Consider the following 18,419-nt stretch of genomic DNA (forward strand, 5'->3'; position numbering starts at 1 on the left):
GATGGTCATCGGGGCGTTACGGTGTGTCATGGAAGACCTCCGGGTCAGGGTGCGTGTCGTTACCCACCTCGATACCGGGGGTCTTCTCTGACCTCAAATCCCGTTCACAACCTCCCGAGGAACTACAGCTAACGGGTGTTGTTCTTGGCAAGAGGCGCCAGCAGCTGGCCAGGTCAGGCCGCACCCGCGCCTAAACGCAACTGCGCCGACAAGCATTCGCTTGTCGGCGCAGTGTTCTGAGTGGAAGGGCTACACCCCGCTCACTCCCATTCGATGGTGCCCGGAGGCTTCGAGGTGATGTCGAGGACGACGCGGTTAATCTCGTCGACTTCGTTGGTGATCCGGTTGGAGATCTTCGACAGCGTGTCGTAGGGCACGCGGGTCCAGTCTGCGGTCATGGCATCTTCGCTCGAAACGGGACGCAGCACAACGGGGTGGCCATAGGTGCGGCCGTCACCGGCAACACCGACGGAGCGGACGTCTGCCAGCAGCACAACGGGGCACTGCCAGATGGTGTTGTCAAGGCCGGCGGCGGTGAGTTCTTCGCGGGCAATCGCATCGGCTTCGCGCAGAATGCTCAGGCGCTCTTCGCTGACCGCCCCGACAATGCGGATGGCCAGGCCGGGGCCGGGGAACGGCTGACGGGCAACGATCACTTCCGGCAGACCGAGTTCGCGGCCGACGGCCCGAACTTCGTCCTTGAACAGCGCGCGCAGCGGTTCGACGAGTTCGAACTGGAGGTCCTCCGGCAGACCGCCGACGTTGTGGTGGCTCTTGATGTTCGCGGTGCCCGATCCCCCACCGGATTCGACAACGTCCGGATACAGGGTTCCCTGCACCAGGAATTCGATGTTTTCGCCGTCGCCTTCGCGCGATTCTGCAACGAGTTCAGCCGCGGTCTGTTCAAAGGTGCGGATGAATTCGCGGCCGATGATCTTGCGCTTGCGTTCGGGATCTTCAACACCGTCGAGTTCGCCCAGGAACTTCTGCGAAGCGTCGACTGTCACCAGTCGAACGCCGGTCGCTGCCACGTAGTCCTGTTCGACCTGTTCGCGTTCGTTTTTGCGCAGCAGGCCGTGATCGACGAAAACGCAGGTCAGCTGATCGCCCACGGCGCGGTGGACGAGAGCTGCGGCGACCGCGGAGTCAACGCCGCCGGACAGACCGCAGATGACCTTCTTGGTGCCGATCTGTTCGCGGATGCGGGCAACCTGTTCGTCGATGATCGAGTCAGCCGACCAGTCCGCACTGAGGCCGGCGACCTTGAACAAGAAGTTCTCGATGGTCTGCTTGCCGTATTCGCTGTGCATGACTTCCGGGTGCCACTGCACCCCGGCAAAACGACGCTCGCTGTCTTCTATTGCGGCGATGGGAGCCCCGGCTGTGCTGGCTAGGACCGTGAAGCCCTCGGGTGCGGTTTCAGCGGAGTCGCGGTGGGACATCCAGACGGTCTGCGCTGCGGGCAGGCCGGACAGCAGAGCCCCTTCTTCTGTCACTTCGAGTGCCGTCGATCCGTACTCACTGGCCCCGGTGCGGGCCACACGACCGCCGAGTGCCTGCACCATGGTCTGGAAGCCGTAGCATATGCCCAGCATGGGAACGCCGAGGTTGAACACCTCCGCGTCAATGGACAGGGCGTCTTCTGCGTTGACGGATGAAGGTCCGCCCGAAAGCACGATGGCGACCGGATTCTTGGCCGCGAATTCGTCAGCGCTTGCGGTGTGGGCAATGATTTCGGAGAAGAGCCCGGCTTCGCGTACACGACGTGCGATCAGCTGCGCGGTCTGCGCACCGAAGTCGACGACGAGGACGGGGCGAGCGTCCGTACCGGTTTCGGGGGTCTGGGTCATGCTTCTATCCTAAGCCTTCGCAGAGCTGATTCTGCTGGTGCAGACGGTGGTCAGAGGGCTGATTTCGGTGCGACGACGACAGCGTCGTCGAGTTCTTTTTCACCGCGGCGGTGGATTTTCGCTTCGACGATGAACGACATGACCGGAACAACCCCGGCCAGGGCCAAGATGATGAGGTTCTTCAGCCCCCACTTCATCTGCGAGTTCAGCCAGAAGCACACGATCAGGTAGGCCACGTAGCACCAGCCGTGTGCAATGGCGACGGCTGCGGCGGCGTTGAAGCTGCCGAAGGTCAGCGCTTCGGAGGGGTCGCCGCCCATCATGAGCCCCCAGATGAGGTACTTGAAGATCATTTCGACCGTCAGGATCAGCAGCATGACGCCGGTGATGATCGCCATGATCCGGTAGAACCGCAGTGCATTGCGGGCGGACTGCCAGCGGTTGAGGGTGAACACCGCATTGGGGTCGTCCTCGTTGAAGTCGGGACGGCGGTCCAGAGGGTCGCCGCCGTTCTGGGGATCCTGGCTCACTGGTCGTCTCCGTTCGTTCGAGTGCGGGGCATCTTTTCGCCGGCGTCTTTGACCACCACGTATTCAACGGGTCCCTGTTCTTCCCGGCGGAGAGAATTGTATTCGTCGCGCAGCAATCGGAACCAGATGTACACGGCGAAGACTGCGAACACGATCCATTCGACCGCGTAGAACGCCGATTGGAGGTCAAAGCCCGCATCCTGCGGTTCCTGGTAGGGAACATAGGACAGCTGGTCGCCGCCGATGCCGACTTCCGGATTCTCCTGCGGGAAGAGGAACGCGGAGTAGGTGTAGACGTCGAACAGGTTGACAAGCTGTGAGGTTGAAACGGACCGGACTACGCCTTCGGGCAGGCCCTTTGTGTCCAGGGGGCCTTCAATGGGGGCGATGCGGGCGTCAAGTGTGACTTCCGCGTCCGAGGCGGTGCTTGCCTTGGCCGTTTCGAGGTCTTCTGTCCATCCGCGCACCACCGGGATGGCGACGGGTTTGGATTCGAGTTCGTCGGTGTCTGCGTCCTGGGAGAACTGCGGGTCGTCAGGGGCGAACATGGTGACGACCCAGTAGCCCTTGACGCGGTTCAGGTAGCGGTCGTCGATGATGATCTGCTGGTCTGGCAGGAAGTGCCCGCTGATGGTGACCCGCTGGTCGGCCAGGTAGCCCGGCATGGGCCCCTGGGCTTGCATGATGTCGTTGAAGGGCTTCGCCACCGCCAGTTCGGGGTTGTCGGCCTGCTGGCTTTTGGACTGGGCGCGGTCAATCTGCCATGCAGAAAGCGTGACGAAAGCGGTGACCAGCAGCAGAACGAGCGCCAGGAATCCCAGCCATCTGGGTTTCAAGGCAAGACGAAGCACGGCGCCCCTCAGCTTTCGGCGTCGACGACCACGTTGACGCGCTGGAAGGATTTGAGGTCCGTGTAGCCCGTCGTGGCAAGGGCGCGGCGGAGGGCACCGGCGAGGTTGACTTCGCCCACTGCGGAGTGGCCCGGCCCGTGGATGAGCTGCTCCAGTGGTGCGACGGTGCCCATGTGCACGCGGCGGCCGCGCGGGAGTTCCGGGTGGTGGGCTTCTGCACCCCAGTGGAAGCCCTGACCGGGGGCTTCTTCGGCCCGGGACAGGGCTGAGCCGAGCATGACGGCGTCAGCGCCCATGGCGAAGGCCTTGACGATCGAACCGGTGGAGCCCAGTCCGCCGTCGGCGATCACGTGCACGTAGCGGCCGCCGGATTCGTCCATGTAGTCGCGGCGGGCAGCCTGGACGTCGGCGATTGCCGTGGCCATGGGCACCTGAATGCCGAGAGTGTGGCGGGTGGTGGATGCTGCACCGCCTCCGAAGCCCACCAGCACCCCGGCGGCACCGGTGCGCATGAGGTGCAGGGCAGGTGTGTAGGCGCTGACACCGCCGACGATCACGGGGACGTCGAGTTCGTAGATGAACTGTTTGAGGTTGAGCGGGTCGGTTGTGTTGGACACGTGTTCGGCGGAGACCGTGGTGCCGCGGATGACGAAAAGGTCAACCCCGGCGTCGACGACGGTCTGGTAAAACTCCTGGGTCCGCTGCGGTGTGAGCGCACCGGCAACGGTCACACCGGCTTCGCGGATCTGCGCCAGGCGGGCCGTGATGAGTTCGGCCTTGATGGGTTCGCGGTAGATCTCCTGCATGCGCTCGGTGGCGCGCTGGTCGTCGAGACCTGCGATTTCGTCAAGCAGCGGCTGGGGGTCTTCGTAGCGAGTCCACAGACCTTCGAGGTCGAGCACACCGAGCATGCCGAGTCGGCCCAGAGCAATGGCTGTTGTCGGGCTGACGACAGAGTCCATGGGTGCGGCAAGGTAGGGCAGGTCGAACTGGAAGGCGTCGATCTGCCAGTGGAGTGAAACATCCCGGGGATCGCGGGTGCGCCGCGAGGGGATAACCGCTACGTCGTCTAGTGAATAGGCCCTGCGTCCGCGCTTTCCGCGGCCGATTTCCAACTCTGTGCTCACGTATCCCAGCTTATCCCAGCGCACTGACGCGGTGCGGGTGGGCGGCACCTCGTCAATCAGGGCTTCGGCGTCGTCCAGTCCTCGTAGACGTGGGCGCTGGCCCAGAAGTGCAGTTCGTACAGGCTGGCCTGTTCGAACACGGCCTTCATTTCGGCGCGCATTACCGGGGTGGCCTGTTCCATTTCGCGTTCGAGGATCGCAACGGCTCCGCGGGTGGCTTCGTCGAATTCGGGGCTGTCGTACATGGTGATCCACGAAGCGAAGGGGTGCCCGTCGAGGTTGGATCCGGCTTTCTTCATGAGCACCTTGCCGATGTGGGCGTACACCCAGAAGCACGGCAGCACACCGGCGACACCCACCTCGTAGGGGCGCAGTGCGGCTGTGGCCATGAGGAATGACACGTAGCCCAGGGAAGTGGGACTGGCGATGACGGTTTCGGCGTCACGGCCTTCGTCCGAGCCGCGCTCACCGTGGCGCAGACCGCGAGCCTGCGCGGTTTCCTGCTGGATTTCCCTGACCAGCGGGGCGAAGCCCTCGTCTGCGAAGACGGCTTCGTGGAGTTCGTTTTCGGCAACAACGGCTTCTGATGTCGCTCCTGCCCAGAACTCCATGTCGTCGTTGCGGGAGGACTTGCTCGACAGCTGGGCCATTGCCCGGCCGTAGCCGTCCAGGTAGACCTCGTCCTGCAGCAGGTAGTGGACGAAGACCTTCGGGTCGAGGCTGCCGTCCGAGAGCTGTTCGATGAAGGGCAGGGCTTCGATGTCGTTGATGATGGGGGCCACGTGTTCCCAGAGTTCACGGCTGTGGGGGCCTGCGATGAATTCGCTCATTGTGTCTCCTGACAGTCGTTTTGCGGTCGTTGTTCCGCTTCGGTCTATTGCAGGGGTGCGCTGATGTGCTCAGCACTGTGCGGACACTGCTGCAGCGTTCAGTGCTCTGCGCTCAGCGGGTGATGTCGACAATGTGGTCGACCGGCCCGTGGGCACCGTCGGAGTTCAGCGACAGCTGCCAGTCGGCTGCGCTGCCGATGGCGCGGGCCAGGTAGTCAAGTGCCGCACCGACGGCATCCCCCAGCGCCTCCCCGCTCGAAGCGCCCGCAGGGTCTTCTCCCGCAGCCTCCAGGGCGTGCCTGCGGTGGGCGACCTCTGCGGCTATGGCCGCCGAAAGCGTGCAGCCGGTGCCGTGGGTGTTGGCCGAAAAGACGCGCGGGTGGCTGAATTCGCGCCACGCGATGTCGTCGCCTTCGGCAACCGCGAGGATGTCTGTGACGATGGAGTCTGCTGCGTGCCCGCCTTTGAGAAGCACGGCCCTCGGCCCCATTTTCAGCAGGCGGGCGGCCTGTTCACGCATCTGTGCGGGAGTGCCGGCTTCGTCTTGTTCATCCCCCAGCAGGAGTGCTGCTTCAGGCAGGTTGGGAGTGATGAGACCGGCTTGCGGCAGCAGAGCAGTGCGCACCGCGTCGATTGCGCTCTCTGCCAGCAGTCGGTGGCCGGAGGTTGCGACCATGACGGGGTCGACCACCAAAAAGCCCAGTCTGCCGGCCGCCGCATAGTCTGCCGTGGTCTGCACGAGTTCCGGTGTGCCTAGCATGCCGGATTTGCTCGCGTCAACGTGGATGTCATCGACGACCGAATCGAACTGGTCGATTACGAAGTCGTGGTCGATCTCGTAGATGCGGCTGACTCCGTGGGTGTTCTGCGCTACGAGGGCCGTGATGATGCTGGCTCCATATGCGCCGCGAGCCGTGAAGGTTTTCAGATCCGCCTGGATTCCCGCACCGCCGGAAGGGTCGGTGCCGGCGATGGTGACGGCGACGGGAGGACGATGGTCTGCTGCGGTCATAAGCTTTCTCCTGTGTAGGCCGCCAGAATGTCCCGGGCTGCTCCGGCCGGGTTTGTTGCGGTCATGATGGCTGACACAACGCAGATTCCCGCGGCACCCGTACCGCGCAGCGCTGCGGCGTTGTGGTCTTTGATCCCGCCGATGGCAAATGCGGGCAGGCCCGCTTTTCCGGCGCGGTCGCGGAAACCTTCCGGGCCGATGGCACTGCGTCCGGTCTCTTTGGTCTGGGTGGCGTACACCGGCCCGATGCCGACCAGATCGACGTTCTGGCTTCGAGCGCGCGCAAAGTGTTCGGGCTCCTGGGCTGAAACACCCAGCAGCGGTTCCGCACCGATGCGCTGGCGCACATCGTCTGCCGACATGTCGCCTTGACCCACGTGCACGTGGACTTTTCTGCCGCGCTCCAGAAGGCGGGCTGCGACATCGACGCGGTCATTGACGAAGACGGGGACGTCAGTTTTGATGCTGTGCTCAGCGCGTGCGCGCTCAACGGCATCGAGCACGCTCAGGGTGAGCTTTTCGAAGCCTGCGTCGTCAATGTGCTTATCGCGCACCTGCACGATGCCCACTCCCCCGGCAACTGCCTGGGCGACGGTCTCGGCCACCGTGCGCCCGGCGCTTTCGGCCATGGCGGTGTCAGTGACCAGGTAGAGGTCGGTGCGGTAGTCGGACAGGCGGTCCAGTGGTGCGCTCATGCGGTTCCTCCCGTTGTCCACGCGGTCTCAATGCGGGCCAGGTCGTCTGGCCCCACGGCGTGCAGGCCATCGAGGAAGTGCGCGGCGAATGTTCCGGGTCCGCTGGCTTGTGTGTGGGCTGCCTGGGCGGCCGAGGTGAAGTGCAGGTGCGCTGCTGCCGCGGCCATGCCTGTTCTCACCCGGGGGCTGAGGTCCTGTGTCTGCCGGGTGTGGGCAGCTGTCGCGGCGTAGGCGGCGGTAAGCGCTCCGAGCGAGCACCCGGTGCCGATGACGCTGGGCATATAGGGACTGCCGCCTGTGATCGTCACGGTGTGGGTTGCGGAGTCGTCGGCGAACACAATGGCGTCAGACTCCCCAGAAACGGCGGCGACAATGCCGGCCTGGGCGAGGCTTGCCGCGGCTGCCAGGGCGTCGTCGACTGAGTGCGTTGAGTCGGTTCCGCGGGCGCTGCCGGACTGCTGGGCCAGGCCGATGATTTCGGAGGCATTGCCGCGCACAATGGCCGGGCCGCTGTTCAGAGCGCGCATAATCCTGGAGGTGCGGTGCGCGGAAATCCCAAAGCCCACGGGGTCGAGCACCCACGGTTTGCCGGACTGAGCGAAAGTGTCGATGGCACCGTCAGCTGACAGGTACTGGTGCGATGTTGGTGTGCCGAAGTTGATGAGCAGGCCGTCTGCGATTTCGGCGAAGTCTGCAGCGTCGGCTTCATGATCGATCATGGCGGGGCTGGCACCTGCCGCCAAAAGCACATTTGCGGCGAACTGCTGAACGACCGTGTTCACAATGCACTGCACGAGCGGCGTGCGCTGCCGCAGAGTTTCAAGCAGTGCGCCCGCATAGTCTTTGAGTTCCATGACATCCCTTCGCTGGTCCTAACCACACAGGTTCAACGGGTTAATCTCAGCCGCCGCGTGGCGGCACCCCGTGTCACTTCGCTCACCCTAACACCCACCCCTGACACAGACCGACAGCGCAAGCCCACGACGCAGACCCAATCCTGTACCGCAGACCAGCGCAGCGGGCCCGGCGGCCGCGACCTCCGCCTCGTGAGCAGACAGCTGTGCGCCCGGCCATAGGCACGGGCGCACAGAAGACGATCACAGACAGCCGGATCGGCTGCGGCGGATCAGTGGTAGTTGGGGGCTTCCTGGGTGATCTGAATGTCGTGCGGGTGGCTTTCCTTCAGACCCGCCGTGGTCAGGCGCACGAACTGGCCCTTGGCCTTCAGTTCGGCAATGGAGCGCGCACCCACGTAGAACATGGTCTGGCGCAGGCCGCCCGTGAGCTGATAGGCCACCTGGCGCAGCGGACCGCGGTAGGAAACGCGGCCCTCAATGCCTTCGGGCACAAGGTCGGTGTCGGTGACGACATCGGCCTGGAAGTAGCGGTCTTTGGAATAGGAGCGTCCCTTGCGCGGAGCCATAGCCCCAAGTGAGCCCATACCGCGGTATGCCTTGTACTGCTTGCCGTTGACCAGGATGAGTTCGCCGGGGCTTTCCTCACAGCCTGCCAGCAGCGAACCGAGCATGACCGAATCGGCACCGGCGACAAGAGCCTTGCCGATGTCGCCCGAATACTGCAGGCCGCCATCGCCGATGACCGGCACACCGGCTTCGCGGGCAGCCTGGTAGGCCAGGTTGATTGCGGTGACCTGCGGGACACCCACACCGGCGACAATGCGCGTGGTGCAGATGGAGCCCGGGCCCACACCCACCTTGATGGCGTCAGCCCCGGCGTCGATGAGCGCCTGAGCTCCCGCGCGGGTGGCCACATTGCCGCCGATGACCTGCACGTCCTTAAACGCCGGATCCTTTTTGAGCGACGTGATCATGTCGGTCACACCGCGGGCGTGGCCATTGGCGGTGTCGACCACCAGGACGTCCACACCTGCTTCGGCCAGCAGACCCGCCCGCTCAAAAGCATCGCCGTAGAAGCCGACCGCAGCACCCACGAGCAGGCGGCCTTCGCCGTCCTTTGAGGCGTTGGGGTATTCGTCGCGCTTGACGAAGTCCTTGACCGTTATAAGGCCCTGGATCTTGTTGTTCTCGTCAACCAGCGGAAGCTTTTCGATCTTGTGCTCCGCCAGCAGTTCGTAGGCCTTTTCGGCGGACACATTGTGGGGAGCGGTGATAAGCGGCATCTTCGTCATGATTTCGCCGACCGTGGTGGTGGCGAAGTCAGTGCGCGGCACAAAGCGGAGGTCGCGGTTGGTGATGATGCCCACGAGAGTGTTGTCATCATCAACCACCGGAAGGCCGGAAATGCGGTACTGACCGCACATGTGGTCAAGCTCTTCGAGTGACTTTTCAGCAGTGATCGTCACCGGATCGGTGATCATTCCCGATTCCGAGCGCTTCACATAGTCGACCTGAGCGGCCTGATCTTCTTTCGACAGGTTGCGGTGAATGATTCCCACACCGCCGAAGCGGGCCATGGCGATTGCCATGCGGGATTCCGTCACGGTGTCCATAGCGGCTGAGACCAGCGGAACCGCAATGTCGAGTTCGCGCGTCAGGCGAGTTTTCGTTGTGGCCTCCGACGGGATGACGTCTGTGTCTCCCGGCAGCAGCAGGACGTCGTCATAGGTCAGACCGGTAAGCGAAAACGGATCTTCTGCGTCTTTGAAATGCTGGTGAACCTCTGGCAAGAGAACCCTTCCTCCGGTAGAGACCATAACCGCGTGCCATTCGCATGACATCCGCGGTGTTTTTATGAACCTATCCTAAGGGGTTCGCGCTGGTCTTCCCGATGCGGGTGAAGCGCAGAATCAGCCGAAAGTATGACCCCGAATTCAGCTTTCTGCGCGATGTGCCGAAGAATTGAGCACGCCAAGCTGAAGGCATGCTGATTCTTGCGATTGTCCTCATTTCACTGGCACTGGTCTTCTACACGATCGGCGTGTGGGCCGAGCGTCTGAAGAAGACCCTCACCTGGCCGCACGTGGCCCTGTTCGGAATGGGTCTGCTCTTCGATGCGTCAGGGACCGAGGTGATGCGCCGCATTGCTGCCGCCGGCGCATCGACAATGTCGAACGCACCCGATGGTTCTCTCGCCCAGATTCTGTCGATCACCATGGCGATCACCGGCCTGATCGCGCTCATCCTCATGGCAGTGCACTTCTTCTGGGCTCTCATCGTGATGATCAAGGGCACCCAGCGGGCCAAGGCCGTCTTCCACAGATTCTCTGTCACTGTGTGGGCCATCTGGCTGGTCCCCTACCTGACAGGCATGGTGTCCTCAATGGTCGCCTGAGCACATTCACCGAGCCGGCCCCTCCGGCAGCGTGAGCGGGAAGTTCGACTGGAACTCCCGTTCCTTCCCGCTGAGCGGATCGGCAAAGCGCAGCCCGTCTGCCACCAGCTGCAGCGGGTCGGAGAAATCGTACGGGTCCGGTGCCCAATCGGCCGGGTAGACGGGATCACCCACCATCGGGACGCCCAGCCCGTTGAGGTGTACGCGCAGCTGGTGGGTCTTCCCGGTGACCGGCTCCAAGGCGAACTCTCCGATCGAGGTGAGCTCCGCCTCGTGAGCCGGCGTCGAGGCTTTCGGCCCTACGAGGGGTGCCGATTCCGGCGGAAGCCTGCGGGCAGCCCAGCCGCGGATGCCCTCGAACCGCAGGCGGGTTTCGGTGTTGGGGTTCCCGGGCAGTTCGACCACTTGGCGCTCGCCCTTGGTTTTGTGCAGGCGGGTGCGGCGGACGGCAGGCAGGGTCTCAGGGTCGAAGTCGGGCGGCAGCCAGGCGAGCGCGCGGTAGGTCTTGTGCACGCGGCGGTTTTGGAAGAGAACCTGGTAGGCGCCTCGGGTTTCGCGGCGCCGTGAGAACAGCAGCAGGCCTGCGGTCACGCGGTCTAGCCGGTGAACGGCAACCAAATCAGGTTCGTTCAGCTCAACGCGCAGGCGAGTCACCGCCGACTGGCGCACAAAGCGGCCGTTGGGGGTCGAAGCGAGGAAATGCGGTTTGTCGACCACCACGATGTCGCGATCTTCATAGAGGACGGTGAGGTCAAAGGGGACGGGATCTTCGTGCGGAACCGGCCGGTGGAAGAAGTAGAAGCCGCCGGGAATGACGGGATCTTCCGGGCCGACTGGGCGGCCGGTTTCATCTGTCAGGCATCCGCCGTCGGGGTGTTCGGTCAGCCAGGTGCGCTCCTGCGGAGAGTGGTCGGGGAATTCCTGAGCCAGCCACGCGTGAACGGTCTTCGGCACCGGCAGGTGGGCTTTTGCGGAGGTCTGGTTCCCGCCGGGAGCACGCAGGCGGTTTGCGCTGATCCCCTCACGAGGAGGAAGAGGGCTTCGCATCACAACCTCCATGCAGTCTCGGGGCGGGTGTGGGATGGACAAGGTTCGGCCTGGTGACACCGCGATTTTGCAATCCATTTGAAATAAGAAAACCCGCCGAATTCAGCGTATTCGCGATAAAGTCGACCGGGCCGGAATTTTATCGACAGGAGAAGCTGTGAAGCTCACCACCATGCTGCAGAACGTTGTTTCCGACCATGGGGACCGTATCGCACTGGTCACTCCGACAGAGCGCGTGACCTACGCGCAGCTGGACGATAGGGCGCGGCGGGCGGCCGCGGTGCTCGCCGCTCACCAGGTGTTTCCCGGTGATCGGATCGGCGTGATGACCCTCAACAGCGCTTCAGCCGCATATACGCTGTTCGGCGCGTGGTACCTCGGGGCGATTCCCGTTCCCCTGAACCCGAAGATGGATTCGGGTGACCTCGAAGCAGTCATCAGCCACGCGGGCATTGAAGTTGCTCTTGTGTCCGCCGAACTGTGGAAAGCCGCCAAACGCGTTGACCTGGGCATCGAGTGGATTGTGTCCGACGCCGGTCGTGTTCGGCAGGCAGATGGTCGCGGTGGAACCGGTCGTTTTGGCAGCACTGTTTTCGAAACGACCATCGACGCTGTCGACCCGTACACGGAAGCTGAATACGAAGACGCCGCGACCGCGCTTATTCAGTACATTGACCTTGTTGACGGAATTCCGCGCGGCGCGGTGTTCACGCACGCCGGCCTTGCCGAAGCGCAGCCTGCTGTTGCACACGCCATGGGAATCGACGGCTACGACGTGGTGCAGACTGCCTCTCCCCTGTGGAATCCCGCGGCCTTGCACACCTCGATTCTCACTCCGCTGTCGTTGGGTGCCGCGGTGGTGCTGTCGGCTGATCCCAAGCCGGCCTCGACGGCAGCACTCGTGCAGAAGGCCGGTTCGACGGTGGTCACCGGCACGGAAGCGGCGCTTCTTGCAACTCTGCCGGGGGCGACCTCTGCTGGTTTTGCGCCGGGTGACATTGAGCGGATTTTTGTGCTCGGCACCGTGTCGTCACCGCGAGTGGGTGCTGAAATTGCGCGCGCCTATCGGGCTAAGCACTTCTATGGCCTGTACTCCCCCGGTGCTGCCGCGGGTGTCGGTCTGCTGATCACGGCTCAGGACATTGTGAAGGCTCCCGGAGCTGTGGGCACCGCCGAACAGGGAACCGGCATTGACGTTCGAATTGTTGAAGGCTCCGGCACCGCCATGGGCGGAGCCTCCCCTGACGAGGTGGAAGCCCGGGACTCGGCTGCTGCTTCCGGTGGGGATACAGCGGCGGCGGGGGACGACGAGCGTTCGGCCTCTGGAGAGGTCTCGGCTTCGCACGGTGAGCTGCAGCTGCGCGGTCCCGGCCTGCTGAAGAGCTTCTGGCGCAATCCGCTTGCAACCGCCGATTCGCTTGACGGCGAATGGCTGCGCACCGGAGTGACAGCCCACCTCGACGGCGAAGGGCGAATTCACGTGGACTGAGGCGCAGACCGATTGGCTCACGCCCAGGTGTTTCACGGTCAGGGCCGGGTGCAAGCGGCAGACTGCCTGCACCCGGCCGCTGCTGTCAGGTGGCGCTGCTCTGCTGCATCAGCCAGCCGAAGTCCTGCCGCATTTCCTTTTCCAGTCCGTCCGCCAGGGAACGCGCAAACGGCGCCGTGAAGTGGCCGTGGTCGTAGCTGGTCAGGATGTTGCCCACAATCGCATCGCAGTTGTCGGCTTGTGGATCGTTGACGGCGGGACAAACGTATTCCTTCATGTCCAGCGAATAGGCGCCGTCGGGAAGATCCGTCTGCGGATCTTCTTTCAGCCACTTCTTCGGTATGCCGCATTCCTGCGATGTTCCGCCGTCGGACAAGCATCGGGGGATGTCGAGGTTGCTGTCCTTGGGTGCAGCGCGCATGAGCATCAGCTGCGTGTCGGTCTCGGTGATCTGCTTCCACCAGTACGGGGCGCGATCAAGAATGTACTCTTCATGCTGCGCTTCATCCGTGCGGGATCCCGACGCAACCACCAAGTCGACGTCGTTGGCGGCGAGCCATTCCACAAGATTTTCGTTGTATCGTCCGCACATTGAGTCTGGAGACAGTTCTCCGCCGAGCGGGCAGCCGCCCTTATCCAGCACGATGACTTCCCAGCCGTATTTGCGTGCCAGGCTTTTGAACGTCGTCTCCCAGTGGCCGCCGAATGACCCGCCGGTCAGAACAATCGTCGCCGTGGGCTGCGACGGCGCACCTTCGTCCTCACAGACCAATACAACATCCGTGCCCGGGTCATCGCCCGAGCTCTGCTCACAGCCCTGATCGAAATACGGGGACTTGAAGTCTCGTGCCTCTTCTGGCATCGGAACCATGTCTGCCTCCGGAAGATCGCGGTCGTCCTCCCAAAAGGCGATGTGTGCCCCGGGGTATACGTCCTGGTTCAGGTCTTCATATGCGGTCCGGACTTCACCGTTGGAATGGGCCAAAGGGGTGATGACAAGCGCCCCGACAAGCATTGCCGCTGCTCCTGCCGGGATCATGGTCTTGTTGCGTTTGAAGATCGTGCCTATGCGCGAAGTCGACCGCGGCGCCAGGCGCAGCTCGACAGACCGATAGGTTGCTGCCGCGAGAACCAAGGTGATGAAGAAGACAAGGGCCGCGCCCTTAATGCCGACGGCGGATCGGTCTCTTATGTTCAGGTAGAAGATGAGAACCGGCCAGTGCCACAGGTAGATGCCATAGGACCGGTCAGCAAACCAGCGCACCGTGGGCGACTTCAGGAACCTCGAAGCCGAGAACCGATCTGCGGGCGTACCGCTGAGGTCCCCAGAAACCATCACGAGCAGCCAGCCGAACAGCGGCCACAGAGCCAAGGGTCCGGGAAACACCTGGCCGCCGTCGAACACAAATCCAGTTGTGGCGATCATTGCAAGGCCAATCCACCCGGCTGGCAGGCGCCAGCTGCTGCGCACACGGATCCGGTCAAGGACAAGAGCAGCAAGACCGCCGAACGCGAACTCCCAAAGCCTGGTCCAGGTCGACAGATAGGCCTTGTCCTGGGCATAGAAGCCCTGGATGGCCGCCCACAGCAGTGAGATGATCAGAACACCGCTGAGGGCCAGGGCGATCGCCCGGACAAAGCGCATCCCCCGGACTGTGCCGGCAGAAATCGCCACTGCGACGAAGAAGACAGGCAGCACAGCATAGAACTGTCCCTGTACTGACAGTGACCAAAAATGTTGGTACAGCGACGTCTGCGGCCCCGCTGCCCCGTAGGCCAACTGCGAGCGGATGAGCTCGAAGTTCTCAAAGTACAGAAGCGAGGCGCGCGCCTCAGCAAATGCCTGACGGTGAGCGGTTTTGGGCAGGATGAAGTATGCGAAGGCTGCCGTAATGCCGATGACGAGGGCTGCGGGTATGAAGATTCGCCTGTACAGTCTGCCGAAGTATTGCGTCAGGTTGACCTGGCCATCGGCGGTGAACTCCCGCACCAGCATGCTGACAAAGAGAAAACCGGTAACCGCAAGAAATATGTCAATGCCACCGGAGACTCGCCCTTGGCCGAAAAGGTGGAAGAGCACAACACCCAGCAGCGCAAGCCCGCGAACACCGTGAAGCTCTGGACGAAATCTGCGTTCGGGAACACCCAACATCGAAGATACTCGCACCGGCGTACTCACTACAGCGAACTTTCATCTCGACTCAACGTGCACAGCATGCTGGCCGGAGCATGCTCGATTTTCGTACGGCTGAAAGCCAATTCGCTCAGTATTCCGACTACGAGTGTCAGGAACGTGAACTCAGGGTTTCGGCAAGGGGTAAGTTCCTCTGGCAGCTGAGATCCACCTCGTTTTTCTGAGTCACCCGCGCCCTGCGCACAAGGACTCCCTTTAGCAACAGAAACTCCCGTTAGCAGTCCGGCTAACGGGAGTTTCTGTTGCTAAAGGGTGGGCACACCCAAATCCAGACGGCTCAGGCGCTGAGCCTGAGCCTCAAACTCAGGCAATAAGCCAATCCTCAGCTAGACGCTCAGTCGTCTTCGTCTTCTTCCTGCTTCTCGACCACGAGCGATTCGGTGGTGAGAACCAGGGCTGCGATCGATGCTGCATTGCGCAGTGCCGAACGGGTGACCTTGACCGGGTCGATGATGCCCTTGCCGATGAGGTCGCCGTATTCGCCGGTTGCTGCGTTGTAGCCCTCGCCGAGGTCGAGTTCTTCGACCTTGGACACGACGACGAAGCCGTCCTGTCCGGCGTTTTCGGCAATCCAGCGAAGCGGCTGGCGCACAGCGCGGCGAACAATCTCCGCGCCGGTGGCTGCGTCGCCTTCCAGGCCGAGGCCTTCGGCAGCAGCGGATGCGTGCACGAGTGCGGTGCCGCCGCCGGCGACGATGCCCTCTTCGATGGCTGCGCGCGTAGCCGCAACTGCGTCTTCGACGCGGTGCTTGCGCTCCTTGAGCTCAACTTCGGTGGCTGCTCCGACCTTGATGACGGCAACGCCGCCGGCCAGCTTAGCCAGGCGCTCCTGCAGCTTTTCGCGGTCCCATTCGGAATCGGTCTTTTCGACCTCTGCGCGGATCTGGGCGACGCGTCCGGCAACAGCTTCGTCTGCTCCGCCGCCGTTGACGACCGTGGTGTTGTCCTTGGTCACGGTGACGGTGCGTGCGGTGCCGAGCTGTTCGAGGGTGGCCTGTTCGAGCTTCATGCCCATGTCGGGCGTGATGACTTCGCCGCCGGTGAGGACTGCGAGGTCTTCCAGGATTGCCTTGCGGCGGTCGCCGAAGCCGGGAGCCTTGACGGCGGCAACGTTGAGGATGCCGCGCATCTTGTTGACAACCAGCGTCGACAGGGCTTCGCCTTCGACGTCTTCGGCAATGATCAACAGCGGCTTGGATGCCTGCTGGACCTTTTCGAGCACCGGGAGGAGGTCCTGGATGTTCGAGATCTTGCCCTGGTTGATGAGGATGTAGGGGTCCTCAAGAACAGCTTCCTGGCGGTCTGCATCGGTGATGAAGTACGGCGACAGGTAGCCCTTGTCGAACTGCATGCCCTCGGTGAATTCGAGTTCGACCGCGGAGGCCTGCGATTCGTCGATGGTGATGACGCCGTCCTTGCCGACCTTTTCGAAGGCCTCGGCGATCAGTTCGCCGATTTCCTCCGACTGTGCCGACAGTGCTGCGACGTGTGCGATTTCCTCAGATCCGGACACTTCGCGGGCGTTTTCGCGCAGGCGGGCCTCGACGGCTTCGACTGCGGCTTCGATACCGGCTTTGAGCTGGCCGGGGGCTGCGCCGGCGGCCACGTTGCGCAGGCCTTCGGACACGAGCGCCTGTGCCAGTACGGTTGCTGTGGTGGTGCCGTCACCTGCGACGTCATTGGTCTTGGTGGCGACTTCCTTGGCCAGCTGGGCACCGAGGTTTTCGTAGGAGTCGTTGAGTTCGACTTCGCGGGCGATGGTCACACCGTCGTTGGTGATGGTGGGTGCGCCCCACGCCTTGTCGAGGACGACGTTGCGGCCCTTGGGTCCCAGCGTCACCTTGACGGTGTCGGCCAGGACGTTGACGCCCTTTTCGAGTGCCTTGCGGGCTTCGTCGTCGAACAGAAGGGTCTTAGCCATGGTTCACTTCTCTTTCTGTAAGCCTTTGCCTATTGGGTGAGCGCCTTGCCCGTGGGGCGGGCTCTGCCTCTAGGGAACGGCAGCTGCTGTTGGTGCGGAAGTGATCAGGCGATGACTGCGAGGACATCGCGAGCCGAGAGCACCAGGTACTCTTCGCCTGCGTACTTGACTTCGGTGCCGCCGTACTTGGAGTAGATGACTTTGTCGCCGACTTCAACGTCGACGGGCACGCGGGTGCCGTTTTCGGCAACGCGTCCGGGTCCGACTGCGACGACTTCGCCTTCCTGCGGCTTTTCCTTGGCGGTGTCCGGGATGACGAGGCCGGAGGCAGTGGTCTGCTCGGCTTCGACCTGACGGACGACGATCCGGTCTTCAAGCGGCTTGATGTTCACCGACATGGAGGAAACTCCTTCGATCAGTTGTATGAAGGTTGCTGTGGTCAACTTGAGCGGAGGGGACAGCTGGGGCGCTGTCTTCTGACGAGGCGCCGCCCGCTTTGGTCTGTTTCCTGCCGTCGTCGCGGGTGCCGGCGGGAACGGTCCTTGACGAGTGCGGTGTGCTGAGGTTTCCGGCTGAGCCCTGTGCTCAGCTCACTGTTCAGCGATTAGCACTCGCACCACTCAGGTGCTAATTCAGACTGTAGTCCGCCCCTGGCACTCGGTCAAGCCGAGTGCTAACCGCTGTCAGTCAGGACCACTCCCCGATTGCCCGCAGAGCATTGGCGGTGGTGACGTTCGCAATGTGCTCTTCGGTGACTCCGCGCACTTCGGCCAGCTTGCGCGCGTTGAGTGCCGCGAGATACGGCCCGCCGGGCTTGCCGCGGTGCGGGTGAGGCGTAAGGAACGGCGCATCGGTTTCAGTCAGCAGGAGTTCATCTGGCACGACCGCTGCGGCTTCGCGCAGCCCGTCGGCGTTTTTGAACGTGATGTTTCCAGCAAAGGACATGAAGTATCCGCGGCGAGCGCACTCTTGGGCCATCGCAACATCGCCGGAGAAGCAGTGGAGGATGGTGACCTCTGGCGCCCCGACTTCAGCAAGGGTGTCCAGAACGTCACTGTGTGCCTCGCGGTCGTGGATCTGCAGTGCCAGACCGCGGCGCTTGGCGATTTCGATGTGCGCGCGGAACGATTCTTTCTGTGCCTGAATATCCGCACTGTCCGATGCGTCGGTGCGGAAGTAGTCGAGTCCGGTTTCCCCGACAACTCGCACGCGCTCACGGCCTGCGAGTTCGTCGATTTCCGCCAGGGCTTCGTCCAGTTGGCCCGCGCGGGCCAACGTCGGCGCTTCGTTCGGATGCAGTGCAACCCCGCCCAGCAGCCACGGCCTTCCAGCGGCAGCTTCGGAGGCCACGGTGTCGGCCGTCCAGCGGGCGGCCGGCAGGTTGCAGCCAATCTGGACTACGCGTTCGATGCCGGCGGCCATGGCGGATTCGTAGAAGAACGACATCGGCGGAAACTCTTCGTCTTCGCCGGGTTGGACGTCTTCTGCGATGACTTCGCCTGCTTTCAGCGGCAGGCGCACGCCGGTGCAGATGTCCAGGTGGGTGTGGGTGTCAACACCGGGTGTCGCCAGACGTTCCGGTACTTCCGGGTACTCCCCCGCTGCGCGTGAGGCCACGCCT

The 18,419-nt window shown here is 63.0% G+C and carries 16 protein-coding genes and 1 riboswitch; of the genes, 2 read left to right on the forward strand and 14 right to left on the reverse strand.

Annotated features, from left to right (window positions below; genetic code table 11):
* Positions 1-260 precede the first annotated feature (260 nt).
* The 9 genes from guaA to guaB form a co-directional block, all read right to left on the reverse strand.
* Positions 261-1,850 (reverse strand): glutamine-hydrolyzing GMP synthase, encoded by a 1,590-nt coding sequence (gene guaA / locus GC119_RS09790; protein WP_151953035.1) that lies wholly within the window; start codon positions 1,848-1,850, stop codon positions 261-263.
* A 50-nt stretch (positions 1,851-1,900) separates the two neighbouring features.
* On the reverse strand, positions 1,901-2,380 hold the full coding sequence (locus GC119_RS09795) for a DUF3817 domain-containing protein (RefSeq protein WP_151953036.1): 480 nt from the start codon (positions 2,378-2,380) through the stop codon (positions 1,901-1,903).
* On the reverse strand, positions 2,377-3,216 hold the full coding sequence (locus tag GC119_RS09800) for an SURF1 family protein (protein ID WP_226829398.1): 840 nt from the start codon (positions 3,214-3,216) through the stop codon (positions 2,377-2,379). The genes GC119_RS09795 and GC119_RS09800 overlap by 4 nt, the downstream gene beginning before the upstream one ends.
* Before the next feature lie 23 nt (positions 3,217-3,239).
* Positions 3,240-4,358, reverse strand: coding sequence for a GuaB3 family IMP dehydrogenase-related protein (locus GC119_RS09805; RefSeq protein ID WP_151953038.1), 1,119 nt, complete (start codon positions 4,356-4,358; stop codon positions 3,240-3,242).
* Positions 4,359-4,414: 56 nt separating this feature from the next.
* Positions 4,415-5,188 carry a TenA family protein gene (locus GC119_RS09810; RefSeq protein WP_070574606.1) on the reverse strand — a complete coding sequence of 258 codons (774 nt, stop codon included), beginning with the start codon at positions 5,186-5,188 and terminating at the stop codon, positions 4,415-4,417.
* A 112-nt stretch (positions 5,189-5,300) separates the two neighbouring features.
* Entirely contained in the window at positions 5,301-6,200 is a 900-nt protein-coding gene (gene thiD, locus GC119_RS09815; protein ID WP_151953039.1) for a bifunctional hydroxymethylpyrimidine kinase/phosphomethylpyrimidine kinase, read from the reverse strand.
* On the reverse strand, positions 6,197-6,895 hold the full coding sequence (gene thiE / locus GC119_RS09820) for a thiamine phosphate synthase (protein WP_151953040.1): 699 nt from the start codon (positions 6,893-6,895) through the stop codon (positions 6,197-6,199). The genes thiD and thiE overlap by 4 nt, the downstream gene beginning before the upstream one ends.
* On the reverse strand, positions 6,892-7,749 hold the full coding sequence (gene thiM, locus GC119_RS09825; protein ID WP_151953041.1) for a hydroxyethylthiazole kinase: 858 nt from the start codon (positions 7,747-7,749) through the stop codon (positions 6,892-6,894). Before thiM ends, thiE begins: the two co-directional genes overlap by 4 nt.
* Positions 7,737-7,830: riboswitch (TPP riboswitch) on the reverse strand. (Overlaps the previous gene by 13 nt.)
* Positions 7,831-8,021: 191 nt before the next feature.
* A complete protein-coding gene (guaB, locus tag GC119_RS09830; protein ID WP_151953042.1) occupies positions 8,022-9,542 on the reverse strand; it encodes an IMP dehydrogenase in 1,521 nt (506 codons plus the stop codon).
* Between the two features lie 194 nt (positions 9,543-9,736).
* Between guaB and GC119_RS09835 the strand changes: the two genes are divergently transcribed.
* Positions 9,737-10,147 carry an HsmA family protein gene (locus tag GC119_RS09835; RefSeq protein ID WP_070574616.1) on the forward strand — a complete coding sequence of 137 codons (411 nt, stop codon included), beginning with the start codon at positions 9,737-9,739 and terminating at the stop codon, positions 10,145-10,147.
* A 6-nt stretch (positions 10,148-10,153) separates the two neighbouring features.
* Here GC119_RS09835 and GC119_RS09840 read toward each other — a convergent pair whose 3' ends face one another.
* Complete coding sequence (locus tag GC119_RS09840; RefSeq protein WP_151953043.1) at positions 10,154-11,194, reverse strand: pseudouridine synthase; 1,041 nt, start codon at positions 11,192-11,194, stop codon at positions 10,154-10,156.
* A 157-nt stretch (positions 11,195-11,351) separates the two neighbouring features.
* On the opposite strand from GC119_RS09840, the gene GC119_RS09845 reads away from it, so the two are divergent.
* Positions 11,352-12,683, forward strand: a complete 1,332-nt coding sequence (locus GC119_RS09845; protein WP_151953044.1) for an AMP-binding protein — start codon at positions 11,352-11,354, stop codon at positions 12,681-12,683.
* 85 nt (positions 12,684-12,768) lie between these two features.
* Here GC119_RS09845 and GC119_RS09850 read toward each other — a convergent pair whose 3' ends face one another.
* The 4 genes from GC119_RS09850 to GC119_RS09865 all read right to left on the reverse strand — a co-directional run bounded on the left by GC119_RS09850 (position 12,769) and on the right by GC119_RS09865 (position 18,415).
* A complete protein-coding gene (locus GC119_RS09850; RefSeq protein ID WP_151953045.1) occupies positions 12,769-14,862 on the reverse strand; it encodes an acyltransferase family protein in 2,094 nt (697 codons plus the stop codon).
* Between the two features lie 349 nt (positions 14,863-15,211).
* The gene (groL, locus tag GC119_RS09855) at positions 15,212-16,798 is read right to left on the reverse strand and encodes a chaperonin GroEL (RefSeq protein WP_070574625.1); all 1,587 of its coding nucleotides are present in this window, start codon (positions 16,796-16,798) and stop codon (positions 15,212-15,214) included.
* Positions 16,799-16,902: 104 nt separating this feature from the next.
* Positions 16,903-17,196: a co-chaperone GroES gene (groES, locus tag GC119_RS09860; protein ID WP_070574627.1), complete on the reverse strand. Its 294-nt coding sequence runs from the start codon at positions 17,194-17,196 to the stop codon at positions 16,903-16,905.
* A gap of 289 nt (positions 17,197-17,485) precedes the next feature.
* Positions 17,486-18,415 carry a TatD family hydrolase gene (locus tag GC119_RS09865; protein ID WP_151953046.1) on the reverse strand — a complete coding sequence of 310 codons (930 nt, stop codon included), beginning with the start codon at positions 18,413-18,415 and terminating at the stop codon, positions 17,486-17,488.
* Positions 18,416-18,419: the final 4 nt, after the last annotated feature.

The sequence above is a fragment of the Brevibacterium sp. Marseille-P9724 genome, from assembly GCF_902500275.1.
GTDB lineage: Bacteria > Actinomycetota > Actinomycetes > Actinomycetales > Brevibacteriaceae > Brevibacterium.

What these genes read in the sequence shown, in the direction of transcription:
- guaA (WP_151953035.1), bottom strand. Translation starts at nt 1,850, where the DNA reads ATGACCCAGACCCCCGAAACCGGTACGGACGCTCGCCCCGTCCTCGTC.
- GC119_RS09810 (WP_070574606.1), bottom strand. Translation starts at nt 5,188, where the DNA reads ATGAGCGAATTCATCGCAGGCCCCCACAGCCGTGAACTCTGGGAACAC.
- thiD (WP_151953039.1), bottom strand. Translation starts at nt 6,200, where the DNA reads ATGACCGCAGCAGACCATCGTCCTCCCGTCGCCGTCACCATCGCCGGC.
- thiE (WP_151953040.1), bottom strand. Translation starts at nt 6,895, where the DNA reads ATGAGCGCACCACTGGACCGCCTGTCCGACTACCGCACCGACCTCTAC.
- thiM (WP_151953041.1), bottom strand. Translation starts at nt 7,749, where the DNA reads ATGGAACTCAAAGACTATGCGGGCGCACTGCTTGAAACTCTGCGGCAG.
- GC119_RS09835 (WP_070574616.1), top strand. Translation starts at nt 9,737, where the DNA reads ATGCTGATTCTTGCGATTGTCCTCATTTCACTGGCACTGGTCTTCTAC.
- GC119_RS09840 (WP_151953043.1), bottom strand. Translation starts at nt 11,194, where the DNA reads ATGCGAAGCCCTCTTCCTCCTCGTGAGGGGATCAGCGCAAACCGCCTG.
- groL (WP_070574625.1), bottom strand. Translation starts at nt 16,798, where the DNA reads ATGGCTAAGACCCTTCTGTTCGACGACGAAGCCCGCAAGGCACTCGAA.
- groES (WP_070574627.1), bottom strand. Translation starts at nt 17,196, where the DNA reads ATGTCGGTGAACATCAAGCCGCTTGAAGACCGGATCGTCGTCCGTCAG.